This is a genomic window from Mucilaginibacter sp. OK283, from assembly GCF_900110415.1.
GTDB lineage: Bacteria > Bacteroidota > Bacteroidia > Sphingobacteriales > Sphingobacteriaceae > Mucilaginibacter.
In genome coordinates, this window is the sequence record NZ_FODR01000009.1 from 64119 (window position 1) to 82518 (window position 18400).

General features: G+C 42.2%; 8 protein-coding genes. 5 read left to right on the forward strand and 3 right to left on the reverse strand.

Annotation, left to right across the window (positions count from 1 at the left end; translation table 11 throughout):
• Window positions 1-5: 5 nt before the first annotated feature.
• The 5 genes from BMX56_RS19840 (at window position 6) to BMX56_RS19860 (ending at window position 13596) form a co-directional block, all read left to right on the forward strand.
• Window positions 6-1658, forward strand: coding sequence for a RagB/SusD family nutrient uptake outer membrane protein (locus BMX56_RS19840; protein WP_090651426.1), 1653 nt, complete (start codon window positions 6-8; stop codon window positions 1656-1658).
• A gap of 306 nt (window positions 1659-1964) precedes the next feature.
• A complete protein-coding gene (locus BMX56_RS19845) occupies window positions 1965-3428 on the forward strand; it encodes an alpha-L-fucosidase (protein ID WP_218152461.1) in 1464 nt (487 codons plus the stop codon).
• A gap of 1790 nt (window positions 3429-5218) precedes the next feature.
• Window positions 5219-8377, forward strand: a complete 3159-nt coding sequence (locus BMX56_RS19850; RefSeq protein WP_090651427.1) for a SusC/RagA family TonB-linked outer membrane protein — start codon at window positions 5219-5221, stop codon at window positions 8375-8377.
• Window positions 8378-8398: 21 nt separating this feature from the next.
• Window positions 8399-9958: a RagB/SusD family nutrient uptake outer membrane protein gene (locus BMX56_RS19855; RefSeq protein WP_090651428.1), complete on the forward strand. Its 1560-nt coding sequence runs from the start codon at window positions 8399-8401 to the stop codon at window positions 9956-9958.
• A 74-nt stretch (window positions 9959-10032) separates the two neighbouring features.
• Window positions 10033-13596 carry a VCBS repeat-containing protein gene (locus tag BMX56_RS19860; protein ID WP_090651632.1) on the forward strand — a complete coding sequence of 1188 codons (3564 nt, stop codon included), beginning with the start codon at window positions 10033-10035 and terminating at the stop codon, window positions 13594-13596.
• Window positions 13597-13748: 152 nt separating this feature from the next.
• On the opposite strand, the gene BMX56_RS19865 is transcribed toward BMX56_RS19860, so the two are convergent.
• The 3 genes from BMX56_RS19865 to BMX56_RS19875 all read right to left on the reverse strand — a co-directional run bounded on the left by BMX56_RS19865 (window position 13749) and on the right by BMX56_RS19875 (window position 18395).
• Window positions 13749-15974 carry a CRTAC1 family protein gene (locus BMX56_RS19865; RefSeq protein WP_090651429.1) on the reverse strand — a complete coding sequence of 742 codons (2226 nt, stop codon included), beginning with the start codon at window positions 15972-15974 and terminating at the stop codon, window positions 13749-13751.
• 283 nt (window positions 15975-16257) lie between these two features.
• On the reverse strand, window positions 16258-17463 hold the full coding sequence (locus BMX56_RS19870; RefSeq protein WP_090651430.1) for an endo-1,4-beta-xylanase: 1206 nt from the start codon (window positions 17461-17463) through the stop codon (window positions 16258-16260).
• 77 nt (window positions 17464-17540) lie between these two features.
• The gene (locus tag BMX56_RS19875; protein WP_090651633.1) at window positions 17541-18395 is read right to left on the reverse strand and encodes a sialate O-acetylesterase; all 855 of its coding nucleotides are present in this window, start codon (window positions 18393-18395) and stop codon (window positions 17541-17543) included.
• Window positions 18396-18400 lie beyond the last annotated feature (5 nt).

Here is an 18400-nt window from a genome sequence, read left to right on the forward strand (position 1 = left end):
ATAAGATGAAAAATAAGCATATTATATTCATGACATTTTTTGCTGCGCTAATATTGGCATCATGCAAAAAAGATAGTTTTCTTAACCGCTATCCGTTGAGCGACATCAGTCCGCAAAACTTCTTTAAAAATGAAACCGATTTGCAGATCTATTGCAATCAGTATTACTCAACGTTACCTGTTCAAAACTTTGTGAATGCCGATGACGATTCTGATGATAAGGCAAATGCCTCTATCAACTCCTACCTTGCAGGCACATCAACAGTGCCTACAACAGGCGGCGGATGGAATTTTGGCTTTATCCGTACCTGTAATTTTTTTCTGGCCAACTATTCAAAAGCGACTATAAGCGATGATATCAAAAACATTTATGTAGGCGAAACGCTATTTTTCAGGGCCAATGATTTTTGGGGCAAAGTAAAAACATTTGGCGATGTACCTTACGTTAATAAATATATTGTTGACACATCTAAAAGTGTTTTATACGGAACGCGTATGCCGCATAAGCAGGTGATGGATTCGGTGCTCAAGGATATTAACTTCGCTGTCGCCCACTTGCCCGTAGATGCCCCCGATGGCCGCCTTAATAAGTATATGGCGCTTGCGCTAAAGGCAAGGATATGTTTGTGGGAAGGAACTTACCGTAAATATTTTGGCGTAGGCGACGAAACAATTTACCTGCAGCAGGCTACCGATGCAGCAGAACAGATCATGGCTTCGGGGCAGTTTGATATTTACAGTACGGGGAACCCCCAAAGCGATTATTACAACCTGTTTATACAGGATGAACTACAAGGTAACCCTGAAGCCATTATGCCTATGCGTTATCTGACAACAGTATTAACCAATAATTTCGACAGGCAGCTTGGCGAGGCCGGTGACGGGTATTCCAAGGATTTTGCCCGGTCGTTTTTATGTACCGATGGCAAACCAACCTCGCTTAGTTCGCTTTATAAGGGTGATAATACGCCCGATGATGAAGCAACCAACCGCGACCCCCGTTATAAACAGCAAATTGCGACAAGAGGGTTCGACTTTTTAAACGGGGATATTATCACGTTACCCCGTATCGGTACGTCAGTTACTTCTACCGGTTATCAGCCAATAAAGGGGCGTTCTTCAAGCCTTGCTGCCTGGAATGCAGGACAATCTACATTTGATGTATTTATTTTCAGGTATGCCGAAACGTTGCTGATAGAAGCAGAGGCTAAGGCCGAACTGGGGCTTTGTACGCAAACAGTTTTGGATAATACAATTAATAAATTGCGCGATAGGGTCGGCATGCCTCACATGATCATTGCCAGCCTGGTTAAAGATCCAAAATCAGACTTTCCAGCATTACCGGTACTCATTGACGAGATCAGGAGAGAAAGAAGGATTGAACTGGGATCAGAAGGATTTCGCTTTGATGATATGCACCGCTGGCATGCCGGTACGCTCATCAATAACTCCGAAACAGCTCTGGGTATGAAACTTACGCCTGCACTCAGGGCCCAGTATCCCGCTGACCAGGTAAGCAATATTGTTGTTGATGTTAATAATTATATTAAAGTTTACCCGGGTATTACACGTACGTGGAACGATAAATTATACTTAAATCCTTTACCTATACAGGAGTTAACCCTGAACCCTAACCTGAAGCAAAACCCTGGATGGTAGTAACAGAGCTTAACTTATTAAAGAAACATCAGTTTTTAACCACAACCTTATTTGCTTTGGGTAAGGTTGTGGTTATGAAATAATTTAATTGGAGTTTTTTATTGGTCAATAATAAACAAAGCCCGATTGGATATACAGAATTTGTTGAGACGAATGATATCAGGATCAAACTTTATTTTAAAAAGCATTACGAATTTTTGCAAAAGGCAGTGTCCTGATATAAGGAAGATAGCAAAGCTGGCTTTAAACGGGCGATACAATTACATTATTAACATTATTTATTCAAATGGATTTTTAACTACTAACATGAATTTTAAACAATTAGTCACTCAAATAAAAAAGCAGCTCAGCTTAATTGCTATAGTCTGGGTTTTAATGCCATTAGCGGTTAATGCGCAAACGGCCCCAATTCCCGTTGGCCCGGTACCCAACGCCAGGCAAATTGAATGGTACCATCGCGAAATTATAGCTTTCTTTCACTTCGGGATGAATACGTTTGCCAACGTTAATGAAGGTGATGGCACAGCAAGCCCCCAACTGTTCAATCCTACAGCATTGGATTGTAACCAGTGGACAAGTGTGCTTAAAGGCGCCGGGATTACAACAGCCATTTTGGTTGCCAAACATGCCGATGGTTTTTGTAACTGGCCAACCGCGCATACCAATTATTCGGTAAAAAACAGTCCCTGGAAAAATGGTAAAGGCGATGTTGTAAGAGAATTTACAGATGCGTGTAAAGCCTCGGGAATAAAAGCAGCAATTTACCTGGGACCGCATGACAGGCATGATTCCAGGTATGGCACACCTGATTACAGCGATTATTATGCGGGCCAGCTATCGGAATTACTAAGAAATTACGGGCCCATTTGGGAAATATGGTGGGATGGTGCCGGCGCCGACCAGATTACCACGTCGTTTTATGATCGCTGGGCAGATACCGTGCGCAAATTACAGCCTAACTGTGTTGTTTTCGGAACAAAGAACTCCTACCGCTATGCCGATAGCCGCTGGATGGGTAATGAATCGGGACTATCCGGCGATCCGTGCTGGTCAACCATTAACCCGGTTTCTATCCGCGAGGAAGCCGCCCACATTACCCAATTAAACCACGGCGAAGTTGATGGCAGCGCTTATGTGCCGGCCGAAGTAGATGTATCCATCCGCCCAAGCTGGTTTTATCACCAGGAAGAAGATGCCCATGTTAAAAGCGTAGCTGGTTTGTGGGACCTTTATTTCAATTCCGTAGGCCATAATAGTGTGTTGTTATTAAATTTTCCACCGGATAAACGAGGGTTGGTTTCTTCTATTGATTCTGTAAGAGCCGCTGGTTTACATAACCTGATCAACGGCACGTTTAAAAAAGATCTTGCTGCTGGTGCTGTTATCACATCGCTTCATCCGCGCGGCGGCGTATACAAGCCTGGTAATATGGTTGATGATAACGAAAAAACGTACTATGCAACAAACGACAATGCAGCTACAGATACCATAACTTTTAACCTTGGTAAAAAGAAAACATTTGATGTGATAATGCTTCAGGAGGTTATCGAATTGGGCCATCGCACAACCGGCTGGTCTGTAGATTATTCATCTAATGGAAAAGATTGGATTCCTATTCCCGAAGCAACCAGCAAGCAGTCTATAGGCTATAAATGGTTAATCAAATTTAAACCGGTAACTGCATCGAGAGTTAGGTTGCGTGTTACTTCCGGTAAAGCTTGTTTAGCCATTCATACTTTTGGTATTTATAAGCAGCCGTCGTTACTATGACGGTCTGATCAGAGCGAACATTCAATAGTCATTCGTCCGCTCAGCTGAATTTTATTGTTGGACAAGTAATAGTTCTGTCCATTATATGCGAAATTCCGATTTTTTCAAAGGGTTCCTCTGCAATCCATGCACAGGCGGAAAGTGCTATTCTCATGGCTTTTAGTGTTGGGTTGGCTATATTTAACCTTGAACTAATATCACTAAAATGAAAAAAAAGACCAGCCAAAAGAATTGCAAAAAAAGGAATATCAAAATTTGATAACAACGAAGCTGAATTAATAGATCTGATTGCCCAACTTATAGTAGAAATAATAATAGACGATGATGAAAATGATAAAGATTTAGTCCCGGAAATTTAAAGAGTATTTGAAACAAATCCCAAAAAGGGATTAGAATACTTGAAAAACAATCCAAATAGCTGATTAACAGAGTGTTGTTTGGTCGCTGAAAAAGCCGGACAGAAAGAACATCTTAGCTAAAAAAATCGGTAAGCCTCTAACAATCAAATTGTTAGAGGCTTAAACTTATTGTAGTAGCCCGTAGGGGAATCGAACACGATTCACTATCAGTTAATTATGACACTTTTGGTGAGTAAATCGGTAATGGGCCAAAAAACGCTTTAAAACTCACCAGAACAGTGAAAAAAGATGCATAAAATGGACATTTTACCAAAATCAAAAGCCTGTAAATATTTGATTTTCAGGCTTTTGATTGTTTTTTGAATTAGGCGTATTTGGTCCCGACGAGAATCGTACTTTGTTACCACAATGTGCTTTAGTGGTTATTGCCTGTTTTTACTTCAAAACCTCACCGGCATTTTATAAGGCCTGGCTGTAAACCCTGTAATCAAATTAGGGATTGTTTTTTAAAATACTGCTAAATGTTATTTTTTTGAAGGGATCAAATTTCGTTGAATAATGCTCAACGTTCGATCAGTTCCGGATTTATCCATCAGTAATTTTTGATATAAAGAACCTAGCAGTAGATTAAGCCAACGCTATCTTTTAATAATATTCTTACGTAGCATCCAAAAAAACAAAACAATGGTGAAGCATTCCGGTGGCAAACATTTCAGCAACTTTTTAACACATATGTATAATAAAAAATTTTATTGCCTTTAAACCGCCAATTTTTTAATCAAAAAAAATTGGCGGTTTATTCAGAAGAAGATCACGCTTTAACTTTTGCGACGCTGGTAGTTGATGGTGTATATCGTATAAGTTGACAAATGTTGTGTTTTTATGTTAAAAAATTGGGTACCTAAATTTGCTTCAAACGTAACTTTACTGTTGCAAAGCGGCTATATTCTTATCAATAGCCGCTGAACTATAAACCAATAAAGCCGACCGGCAAGTTCTGTAAATTTTGATTTAAGTTATAAAACTTGATCGCCCTGTTTATTACAATTAGTTGTATCCAGGAAATATACAAACAGGCCCGGCTTCACAATCGATTGCAAACCTTTTATGACGGATATTTATGAGAGAATAAATCAAAGATCTTGTTTTGCCGGTTGCAGATTGCGACCCGCATTAAACTACACCGGTATCCATGTTATCTACCTTGCAACTGAGAAGTCCAATCCCGATACCGCTACCGGTTAAGCCAATAATATAAGTAAACCGATCTTTTATCAAACTAAATGGAGTGATAGTTAAACCATATGATTTATAACTGTGGATACGGGCAATCCATCTATAGCTAAACGTATATAATACCCAAAGAGGCTTGATAAAAGCGCTAAATCTTACCAATTTCTAAACCAATGTTTTCAATTAACAAACCAAAATATGAAAAAAAAATATTTACTAAGTACTTTCATGAGAATGACGGTTGTAATAGTATTTATAAGCATTACTATTATAAGTTCCGCGTTTGCGGATAATGGCCCGGTCAGTGTGCCATATACGGATGTGATAAAAGCCGACGTGAGCAAGGTTATAACCGGTAAAGTAACCGATGAAACCGGATTAGCATTACCAGGTGTAACAGTTACCTTAAAAGGCACCACTACTGCAGTCGGATCCGATGTCAATGGCGTATTCCGTATTGAAGTACCTAATGACCAGGCGGTGCTTGTTTTTAGTTTTGTAGGTTATGTCTCGAGGGAAGTTACCGTTTCCGACAAATCGGTAATTAACGTATCATTAAGGAGTGATTCTAAATCCTTAAGTGAAGTTGTTGTTGTTGGCTACGGAACACAAAAGCGCGCCAGTGTAACCGGCGCTGTTTCGTCAGTAAGTGGCAAAACAATATCAGCGTTACCTGTTGGGGGTGTCGACCAGGCCTTACAGGGCCGGGTAGCCGGTTTAACGGTTACCAACAATGGCTCGCCAGGTACTGCTCCAATTGTACAAATACGTGGCGTGAGTTCTGTTGGTTATGGATCCGATCCCTTGTATATTATTGACGGCTTTCCGGGTTCTATCGGAGCTCTTGATCCAAGAGATATTCAATCAGTTGATGTACTTAAGGACGCGAGCGCTGCGGCGATTTACGGTTCAAGAGGAACTAACGGCGTTATCATCATTACAACCAGGAAAGGTTCCAGTGGTAAGGTTCAGTTAAACTTTGATTCGTACGCGGGATTTCAGGAAGTTGTTAAACGATATGACCTCCTTAACACCAACCAATATGTACAATACGAAAGAGCTTTAGACGGAGCTGCCAATATTGGAGTACCGCCGCGTTTGCAACCGGCAAACTTTAATCTGCCTATTTATGCGGGTTCTTCGCAAACATTCGCCCAAACCAACACAGACTGGCAGAGCGCTTATTTCCAAAAAGGAGTTTTGCAACAGCATAATGTCTCGTTAACCGGTGGCAATGATAACTCACATTTTTTTACTTCCGCCGGTTATTTTAATCAGGATGGTATTACCGTGGGTACAAGTTTCAGCCGGAAAAACTACCGTATGAATTCTGATCATAATGTGAATAAATTTATTACCATCGGCGAAACATTCAATGTTTCGGTAACCCGTCAGCGTTTTGGGATCCCCCCCGGCAACAGAACGCCTATTACCAATGTGGTAAGGATGCAGCCATACATACCTATTTACAATCCAAACAATCCTGGCGGTTTTTTTGGCCCTCAGAACAGTTTTGACGGCGCCGACCCGGTTAACCCGATTGAACAGGCATTAATTAACGAGAACCGTAATTTTGGTTTCGGAATACGTGGCAACGCTTATTTAACCGTAAAGTTTACTCCATGGTTAAAATTCAATTCTACTTACGGGATTGATTACGGAACAAACAGGCAGGAACAATACACTCCTATATATAACGATGGGGGTACTTCAAGCAGCCCGCTTGCGTCAATAACCGAAAATACCGGCACCAGCACTACTACCCTGTATACACAGCAATTAACTTTCGACAAAACCTTCGCCAAACACCACGTTTCGGCTGTGGCAGTTTACGAAGTGCAAACCAACCGGAGTGACAGCCAAAACTCTTTTGGTAACCAAAATAACAACATTATACGCACACTTAACAACGCCACCAACATCACCACCAATTATACTTATGGCACCAACGTGCTGCATTCATTAGTAGGCCGGGTGGGGTATGATTTTGAAGGGAAATATTTAATTTCCGGTTCGATACGCCGCGATGGCTTGTCAGTTTGGGCCCCCGGTCACAAATATGAAAACTTCCCCGCGGCTTCAGTAGGCTGGAAGGTTGATCAGGAAGATTTCATGAAGAATTCTAAAACAATCAGCGAATTAAAACTACGGGCCGGTTACGGCGTTACCGGGATAAATGGAACTGTGTTGGGGAATTATCCTTACGTATCAAATGTTTCTGCAGGTGGCACAACGTATCCTTTTGGCAATTTGGCAACAGGTGCTAACTCTGGTAACGGATCTTATTATAGTGCATTAAGTAATTATTTTCTTCACTGGGAAATAACCAAATCAACAAACATTGGTCTTGACCTCGGCTTACTTCAAAACACGTTTACGTTATCAGCGGAGGTTTATAAGAGAAAGACCAATAACCTGATCTTAACCGTACCGGTACCGCCAAGCGATGGCGTTGGTGCACCGGTTGCAAATGTTGGCTCTATGCAAAACACAGGTATTGAATTTACCGCAGGATACCATAAATCAAGCGGAGACTTTAAATTTGATATAACCGGTGTGTTTGGTTTAGACAAAAATAAAGTTACCTCGTTGACAGGAACTGCAAACGGTTCGATAGTGGCAGGCGGCGATGCAGATTTCGGTGGCGGCGGTCCGATTACTAACACCGTAGTTGGTCAATCTATCCAGTATTTTTATGGTTATGTTGTAGAAGGCATATTCCAAAATGCAGCTGATGTAAGCGGCCATGCTACTCAAACCAATGCAGCGCCAGGCGATATTAAATTTAAGGATATCAATAACGACGGCAAAATAGATGCCAATGACCGGGTTAACCTGGGCAGTTATCTCCCTAAGTTTACTTATTCGTTAAATTATTCGGCGAATTATAAAAATTTCGACCTTGCTTTGTTTTTCCAGGGTGTTTACGGCAATAAAATATTTAATGCCGAAAAAATCATTCTTGAAGGTATGCCAAGGTTATTTAACTCCGGAGTTAACGTGCTTAAGGCCTGGACACCCAACAATACCAATACTACTATCCCGAGGGCTATTTCCGGCGACCCTAACGGCAACGTAAGGCCTTCGTCGCGTTGGGTAGAAAACGGCTCATACCTTCGTTTAAAAAACCTTCAGCTTGGCTACAATTTTCCTACAGCCTGGCTTAAATCGGCTACTGACGGTCATGTAAGCAAAGTGAGGTTTTATTTATCATCCACAAACCTGTTCACGATTACAAAATACACCGGACTTGATCCTGAGGTTGGCTCCAAAAACGGAACACTTACAAATGGTATAGACTACGGCCAATATCCTTCGCCAAGAGCGTTCCAGGCAGGCTTACAGGCAACATTTTAACAATCATTAAATTGATATATTATGAAACATAGAAAAATTTATTTATTGTCAACCATTATCTTACTAACGATAACGGTGATTGTATTGTCCTGTAAAAAAACAGCGCTAAATACATCCGACCCCAATAATCTTACTACAGGTAACTATTATAAAACTGCAGCGCAACTAAAGGCGGGCGTTAACGCCATCTACGCTGTTATGCATCAAAACAACCTCGTATCGCGCGAGTGGTATTATTTGCATGATACCAGGAGCGATGAAGTGTTCCCTGGCGGCGGCCAACTGGAAATTCCGCGCCGGCAACTGTATGAAAATACCGATGACCCTACCAACTCGGTTATGAACTCGGTTTGGAATGGCTGGTACACAGTAATATTCCGCGCCAACGTGGTAACCGACAATGCGCCCAATGTTACTGACAATGTTGCAGATAAGAATGAATCGGTTGGCGAGGCAAAGTTTCTTCGCGCCTGGGCTTATTTTGACCTGGTTAGTATGTGGGGAGGTGTTCCGCTGGTAACTACAGTGCCAAAAAGTCCAAACGATTATAAGCCACGTGCATCTGTTAGTGAGGTTTACGCGCAAATTGTTCAGGATTTGAAAGATGCTGCCGCAGTATTGCCCGGAAAATCGGCTACCGATAAGGGGCGGGCCACCGCATCTGCTGCCAATGCTATGCTGGGCAGGGTATTGATGCAACAAGGCGATTATGCCGGAGCCAAAGCAGCGTTTCTTAAAATTCCAACTTCAGGAGCAGATGGATATTCTTTAACCGCACGTTACCTGGATAATTTTGAGTTAGCGACCGAGTTTAATTCAGAGTCAATTTTCGAAGTTGTATTTGTAGACAAAGGCGATAATAATTACAACTGGGGTGGCGAAAGCGCGACTGAACCACAATCTACAGTCAGAAACCAGGAATACTGTCCTGTTGCCTGGAGAAACCTCATTCCTTCAAACAAATATTTGAATGAATTTGAAAACACAGCTACAGGCGCAGCCAAAACAGACCCGCGTTTTTCATACAGCGTTTACCAGAGCGGCGATACTTATAACAATGGCCAAAGCGTATTAACTGATGGAGATCAAAACGGTAATTCTTCAGTGGTTAACGGCGTTACCAAAAAAATAAGCTGGCGTAAATTTATGATTATCTACCAGGAAAGTTCTGCGACGGCTGGCTTTCACCCTGCCGGAAACAATCAGCGTATTATACGTTATTCGGAAATTCTGCTTAATCTTGCCGAATGCAATGTTGAGCTGGGTGATATCCCCGGAGCTGTAACCTATCTTAATATGGTGCGCGCAAGACAGGACGTTGCTATGCCTCCTTATCCAACGGCTCAATTTCCGGTTACTACAAAAAGCGACGTGATTAAAGCCCTAATGCACGAAAAAATGGTAGAGCTGGGCGATGAAGAAGTACGCAACATCGACATTTTAAGATGGCGTAAAAAGGGATATTTCACTACCGAGCCGATTGCTAATTTCCATGCCAACAGAGACGAATTATTACCTATACCTCAAGCCGAACTGGATAATAACCCATTAGTTAACGGTCATCAAAACCCAGGCTATTAATTTATTTTGCAGTTAATTTGAAAGCGGGCGGCCTAAAAGCCGCCTGCTTTTTTCTTATATTTAAATTACATTTTATGAAGAGGCTCCTCATAGGTTTTACCATTGCTGTATCACTTTGGTCTTGTAAAAAGCATACACTATTTGTGCAAGTGCCATCTTCCGGCTCGGGCATTGTTTTTAATAACCTGATCACCGAAAACGACTCCATTAACCCCATTGATAACGCTACTGTGTATAATGGCGGAGGCGTGGGTATAGGCGATTTTAATAACGATGGATTACAGGATATTTACTTTGTTGGCAATATGGTGCCCAATAAGTTATATATCAACAAGGGGAACTTCAGGTTTGACGATGTTACTGCAATGGCAGGGGTGGATGGCAAGGGCCGATGGGGAAAGGGTGCATCTGTAATTGATATCAATAACGACGGCTTGCCCGATATATACGTATGTAATTCGTTTGCCAATGATCCACAAAAAAGACAAAACCTGCTGTATATAAACAAGGGGCTTAATAAAGATGGTGTTCCGGTGTTTAAAGATGAGGCAAAGGAGTACGGGCTTGACATTCAACTATTTTCTACAATGGCCAGCTTTTTCGATTATGATAATGACGGCGACCTTGACATGTACTTAACTGTTAACGAGCCTAACCCCGCTGAGTTTCCCAACCAATTCAGGCCTATTAATATTAGCGGCACGGGGAGAAGCATGGGACGATTGTACCGGAACGATTGGGACCCGAAACTCAAGCATCCCGTATTTACAGATGTGTCGTTAGCGGCAGGCATCAAGATAGAAGGTTACGGGCATGCTGCAACTATAGCTGATATTAACCTTGATGGCTGGAAAGACATATATGTTACCAACGACTTCCTATCTAATAATATCCTGTACATCAATAACCATGATGGCACGTTTACAGATATGTCGAAGGCGTATTTTAAGCATACCTCGTTCAATGCCATGGGCCAAGATATTGAGGACATTAATAATGATGGACTGGCCGATATATTTGAACTGGACATGAGCCCTGCTGATAATTACCGAAAAAAAATGATGTCGGGGCCGAGCAGCTATAATACCATTCAAAATTTCGACCATTATGGTTATCAATATCAGTACGTCCGAAACACATTACAGCTGAACCAAGGTCCATCTATGGGAGAAAATAACCAGGCTGGCCCCCCGGCATTTAGCGAGGTAGGCTTTTTAAGCGGCGTAGCCCAAACAGACTGGAGTTGGACCCCGATGGTAACCGATTTTGATAATGATGGTTATCGGGATGTTATTGTTACCAACGGTTATCCGCGCGATGTTACAGATCATGATTTTATTGCTTACAGATCCAATGCATTTTTAATAACGCCTAAGAGTGAAGTTCTTAAACAAATACCATCAGTTAAAATTCACAATTACGCCTTCCGTAACCAGGATGGTTTGCAATTTAAGGATGTGAGCATGGATTGGGGCCTGGGTATCCCCTCATTTTCAAATGGTGCAGCCTATGCCGACCTGAACAATGATGGCGCAGTGGACCTTGTGATCAACAATATTAATGATGAGGCGCTAATTTATAAAAATACCGCCGGCGAGGATAAGGAAAATGTGGAGCACTACCTTAACATAAAGTTTAAGGGACCAAATCAAAATCTCGAAGGAATTGGAACCTTCGTTGATATATATTACCAGCACGGCTTACACCAGGTTTACGAAAACAACCCTTACCGGGGCTATCTTACCAGTATCCAGCCTATAGCACATTTTGGGTTAGGCAAATGCAAAACCATAGATTCGGTAGTGGTTAGATGGCCGAACAAATACAGGCAAACATTTTTAAATGTAGCTGCCGATCAAACTTTGGCTGCAAACATTAACAATGCCGGCCAAACCTATACATGGGCAAATCCGGGACAACCAAAAGCACCGATATTTACCAATATCACGGGCAAAAGTGCGATTAACTACATACATTGTGACACAGATTATGCCGACTTTAATATTCAAAAGCTTTTGCCGCATAAGCTTTCAGAATATAATCCGGCGCTGTCAGTCGGCGATATCAATAGTGATGGCTTAGATGATATAGTTGTTGGTGGAAATTTGAAAGAGCCGGCACAGATCTTTTTTCAACAAAAGAACGGAACATTTATACAACGGGGCCTTTTAGAAGAAAAGAAATATGATCACGCCTATCTTGATGGCGGAATTCTGATTTTCGATTCAAACGGTGATAAGTTTCCTGATGTACTAATTACCAGCAGTGGTTATAAGGCAGCGGCAGACGATCCGGCATACCAGGACCGCTTATATATTAATGACGGCAAAGGTCATTTTACGCTTGCAAAGGATGCGGTGCCGGTTTGTTTTAAAAGCAAGTTGTGTGTAAGGGCTTTTGATTATAATAACGACGGCAAATCAGACCTGTTTATTTCGGGACGGGTGGAGCCATGGAGATATCCCGAACCTCTGAATAGCTATATTTTAAGAAATGACACAAAGAACGGAAAAGTAAAATTCACAGATGTAACTAATGAAGTTGCCCCAGACTTAAAAAAGATAGGGTTGATATGCGATGCCATTTTTAGTGATTTTGACAACGATGGTAAAACAGACCTGATATTAGCCGGAGAATGGATGCCGCTAACTTTCTTAAAAAATACAGGCGGCAAATTTGTTAACGTTACAGCCCAAAGTGGCGTTAGCAATAAAACCGGATGGTGGAACTCAATAATTGCGGGCGATTTCAGGCATACAGGCAGGATGGATTACATAGTGGGTAATACAGGCCTCAATACCCTTTACCAGGCCAGTGACGAATTCCCGGCCTTTATTACAGCAGGCGACTTTGACAAGAGAAACCGGTTTGATGCATTTCCATCGTTGTACCTGCCGGGTAAAGACGACATTAAACGGGAATACCCGGCAAATGTACGGGAAGATGCTGTTAAGCAAATGATAACCCTGCGTGCCAAATTCACCAATTATCATTCATATGCCGAGGCTACGATGCAAGATGTGCTCAGTGCCGATCAAATGAAAAATGCCTTACGGCTTAAAGCCACCGAGTTGAAGTCCTGCTATTTCAGGAACGATGGTGGGGGTAAATTCACCATAATTCCGCTGCCAATTGAGGCGCAGGTTTCTGTTTTGAATGGCATGGTGGCTGATGACTTTGACGCGGACGGCAACCTGGATATATTGATCAATGGAAATGATTTTGGCACCGACGTTTCTATTGGCAGGTATGATGCCTTAAATGGCTTACTGCTGAAGGGTAACGGCAAGGGTAATTTTGCGCCCCTATCAATTGCGCGCAGTGGGATATATTTACCTGGAGATGGAAAAGCCCTTGTAAAATTAAAGGGTGCAAACAATAATTATCTGATGGCGGCAAGCGAACATTTAGGGCCGCTTCGGATTTTTCAATTAAATGCTAAAGTATCTATGTTAAAAATAGATGATACAGATCAAAGCGCTATTATAACATACAAAAATGGCAGCCAGGCTAAACAGGAATTTTACTATGGCAGTTCGTTTCTTTCCCAATCGTCCAGATTTATTCTCATTAATGATAAAATAGCACAGGTATCAATAAAAAACACCTCAGGGACAAGCAGGCTTTTTAAATTCTAATATCGTTATGTTAATTACTACCTGACCATTTTAACAAAGCAATTCAACCAGGGCAACCCAACTCATCGTACACAATATGCTGTATGAAGGTCAGGGTTGTCCTTTTTATTTTCAGGCAGGCGTATATCATCTACTTAAAAACACCTTCGCCTTTACATGCCAGCCATTTGCATTTGCATCGCGGGCTCGCCTGTATTAAATTTAAGTGGCTTCAAATTAAGTGGGGTTAACTTTCCATCCTCTGTTATTTCCACGAACTGATTGGGCTTTAGATCGTAAAAATGCTGCACAGTACCGCTGCCTGCCCAGCGTATCTCGATGTCATCAATCATTTTGGCCTGTCCTATTCCTATCTCCTGCCTTAGCGGAGATGAACCGAAGCTGCCGCCGGAATTTACATCCTTGAACACACTTCGCTGTACGCCATTTTCTGTAAAGGTTACCTTTATCCTCGAGCCAATAGCCGACTTATTTGATTGTGTTCCCACCAATTTTAAACCCACCCAACTATTATTATTTTGGCCCGGATTAAGGTATAATGCGCTTTTGTAGGCATCGCCTATATAAGCGCCGCCCATTTCAATGAAAATATCCTGCAACCCGTTATTCCTAAAATCGGCAAATGATACGCCATGCCCTTTTTGCAAATTGCCGGTGCGCGATGAGCTGGTTACATCCGCAAATTTTTTGCCCCCGATATTTCTGAAAAGCTTGTTAGGTATCAGTGATCCAAAATCGGGGTTGCCGGTTCCAAAATAAATATCGGGATAGCCGTCATTATCAATATCGCCAAAATTGCCTCCCATGCTAAAAACTGCCTTGTTCAGCCCAACATCGTGGGTTACATTGGTAAAAGTACCATCGCGGTTGTTTTTAAAAAGAAAAATATTGCCATTATCTGCCACTGGGGTACCCAACGCCTCCAATGCTGCGTAATATCCCAGGGTTGTGCTAAAATTGTAACTACTCAACAAAATATCGGGCCAGCCATCATTGTTGTAATCATAAAACCAGGTGGTAAATGTATTTTGTTTGATATTGATGCCGGCCTTTTCGGTAACATCATCAAAACCTACGTTGTTCCCTCCTTTACATTTATTTTTCAGCAAATATTTTCTTCCACTCATGGTAGATACAAAAATGTCGGGCCAGCCGTCGTTATTGTAATCGGCCGATGTTACCCCTTTCACAAAATCGTTTATCTGGCAATGGGCCTTTTGCGCCATTTCTTTAAAAGTGCCATCATGATTATTCATATAAAGTGCCGATGGATGGTTATTGTTAGGGTCGGTTCCGCCATGGCTTTCCATCCCGATAAAAACATCAAGCCAGCCATCGTTATTAAAATCGGCCCATACGGCAGTTTGTGTAGGATGCATAAACTGCAGGCCGGCTGCAATAGTAACATCGGTAAACTTACCGTTGCCATTGTTTTTAAGCAATGACCCCGGCTGATTGCCAAAGCCGTCCCGAAGCCAGCCGCCGCGCATGATAAAAATATCCGGGCGGCCATCATTGTTGTAATCTGTTTGTTGGATATTAAGGCCGCCAACTTCATCCTGTAAGCCACTTTGAGCGGTACGGTCGCTAAAAGTACCATCGCCATCGTTGTGAAAATAATGCATATGATCTTGCAGATCCATTCCTGATGTTATAATGTCTATGTAACTGTCACCGTCAAAATCATCGGCTATGGAGCCACCCGCCCTGCTATTCAGGTTAATGCCCACATTTGCGGCTACATCAGTAAATGGCTTCACCTTGTACGGCCCGTCGTCAGCATTTAAATTAGGGATCAAATACTGGGCGGGTACCTGGTCTGGATAACGACCTAATGTCATATAAGCGATATTTAACAGCCACCGGGACTGGGCATCCTGAGAATTACTTTTCAAAATACTCTGTAATGTTTCAATTGCTTGCTGCGATCCTGTTTGCGCCTGATGGATTCCGGCTCCTTTAATAGGAAATATGCACGATGCCCCGTTATGGCCAAGCATACAATTTGCACGTTCGCCCAAACGCATAAAAGCAACCGCCTGATCGGGCAATGTGTTTACGGGATTCATGTAACGTGGCAGCTTGGCAATTTTCGAATATATATCAACAGCTTGTTGCTCATGTCCCTCCTGTAACTCAAACAATGCTTTTTTCGATAAAAGCTGCACATCATAGTTTGGCGAATCGGCCTTTAACGCCGAATCGCAGGCGGCAAGGCGGGCGTCGGAACTAAAAACATTTTGAGGATTATAGTTTCGCTTTTTGAGCTGCTGCAGTAAGTCGGCCATTTTTATTGGGGCGTGCGGCTTACATGATAGTAGTAAACTACAAGTAGCCGCAGCAAAAAGCATGGTTATTTTGGCAAATCGTGATAGCATGATAATTGGTTAAAAAAACGACACGGATTTCTGCCCCTAACCCTAAAAGGTGACCAGATAAACAAATTCACTCGTAAAACGAATAGAAAAAAACTAATTGATATCTGATAACCCTTGTTAAGCAACAGTTAACAAATATAAAAAGCGATGATACTATCAAACACAACGTTTGTTAATATTCCTATAACACCTGTTTAAACTGCCTGCAAGGTTTGCGTTTGCGCCCCACATCGCTTTGCTAATTCCACAGGGTATCCTGCAATGAGGCAAAAGCTGCCTCGGTTTAAAAACCCACTACAGACCAGTAGGCTTTTTTGCGTTGCCGGTTTTCATCAAACAATAAGGGATAGGCTTTTTTAACAATGCGTGGCGTGTTGCCGCCTGCGGCGGCTCCGCCCATTAGTCCTCCGCCTCTCTGGTCAAGCCAGCTGTACCGGTCAGATACATTCCAGAATGTAACGTTTGTTATAAACTTTTTATACTGCCGGAAAATATCGAAAGCCATTTTGTATTGCGCTATTTGTTTGGCTTCCAATCCTGGTGTATAACCAGGGTCAGGTACGGGCGGCGTTGTAGCCCCCGGCGCAGGGTTTGGTTGTGGCAAACGTATAGTAATATCCAATTCGGTAAATTGTACTTTTAAACCTAAGGAGGTTACTTCATCGAGGGCTTTACGTAATTCGTCGGGCGATGGCTCATTTAACTTCCAATGCGCCTGCATGCCCACCCCATCAATCGGCACGTGGTTATCAACCAATTTTTTTAATAATTTATATATCTTCTCCCTTTTTACAGGGTGCTCGCTATTATAATCATTATAGTAAAGCTTCGCCTGTGGATCGGCTTCATGCGCATACCTGAAGGCCGCCTCTATAAAATCGGGACCATTGCATATGTTGTACCAGTTGCTTTTGCGGTATATTTGCATTGTATCATTGCTGTCATCAACGGCTTCGTTAACCACATCCCAGGCGTAAATTTTACCCTTGTATCTTCCCGCAACGGCAAAAATATGATCCTTCAGGCGTTTTAACAGCAACTCTTTGGTAACAGGCTTTCCATCAACCCCTTTAAACATCCACGCTGCCTCCTGGTTATGCCAGCATAAGTTATGCCCCCGTATTTTTATATGATGACTCGTGGCAAAATCAACAATATCGTCGGCATTTTTCCAATTATAAACATTTTCTGAGGGGTGTATAGGGCCCATCTTCATATCGTTCTCGGCCGTTACGCTGTTAAATTCTTTGACAATTAATGCAGAATCGGGTCCATTCAAGGCTGCCGTGTTAACGGCTACACCAATTGGGAAATAGCTTTTATAATAATCTTTTAAACCCTTATTCGGATCATCGGCGGTAGTACCTGCCTTGAATGATGAAGCCACCTGGTGTTTTGGTGTACATTGAACGAGCGACAAAACAATAATGGCAATTGCCGGGAGCAGGAAGACCCGGTTAGCTTTTTTATTAACAGCAGAAAAGTTCATTGGTTATTAGTGGTTTTAATTGATAGTGTTAACTGTTTATACTTCGCTCAGCATTGTTTATCCTAAACAGATGACGGTTAATGAATGGTAGTATCTGACAATTTATAACCTAATAATGAAAGCATAGCCTCGCCATATCGTTTGCCTAACAACCTGCACCCTGCTGCATTAAAATGCAGGTGATCGGGTGAACTAGCGCAACCCGCTGATGAAATAACGTATGAGTTGGCAACTGTTTGTGGCAGGGTTGCGATAATTTTATTCATCGCGGCGCAGGCTCCCCCCTGGTCGGCGTTGACCAACTCACCTGCAAGTAAAGGCACTTTTTTAGGTTTCAGCTTTAAATCCCTAATTAAATTATCATAAATCCCTTTTACTTTTTTTGTCCATAGCGTATCATTTGGGTTTGATTCTCCCTGGTGTAACAAAACACCTTTAATTATACCTGATTTTTGAGCTAATATGGCCAGTTCTATTAACCTGGCATATGGATTACCGCCATATTCGGCCGCTATGCCTTTCATCCAGCCGGGGGCGGTTGCAAGGTATGATTGATAGGTGTCCTTTTCAAAAACCTCGATTTTGGCACCGGCGACAGAAACATTTATAATGCCAATCCGTATCTTTTCAGGAAGATTCGCCACCAACGTCCGGCCGAAATAATCTGCCGGGGTTAAGCCTGTTGTGCACCGCGCCAGTGGCGGTACAGCTGTATACCAATTATCTTTTATCCTGCCTCTGTCTCCGCAATCAACAGCCTGCAACACCTGAAACCTGCTATTAACAGCGGTAGTGTCTTCGGCCTCAACTCTTGCATTACCTTCCATATTTGATTGGCCGAAGCAAATAAATATGTAAAAATTCTTGTCTTGTGAAAAACTTTTAAGGCTCAACAACGTAAGGCATGTTGCAGCTATCAATCTAAGCTTCATTTTCA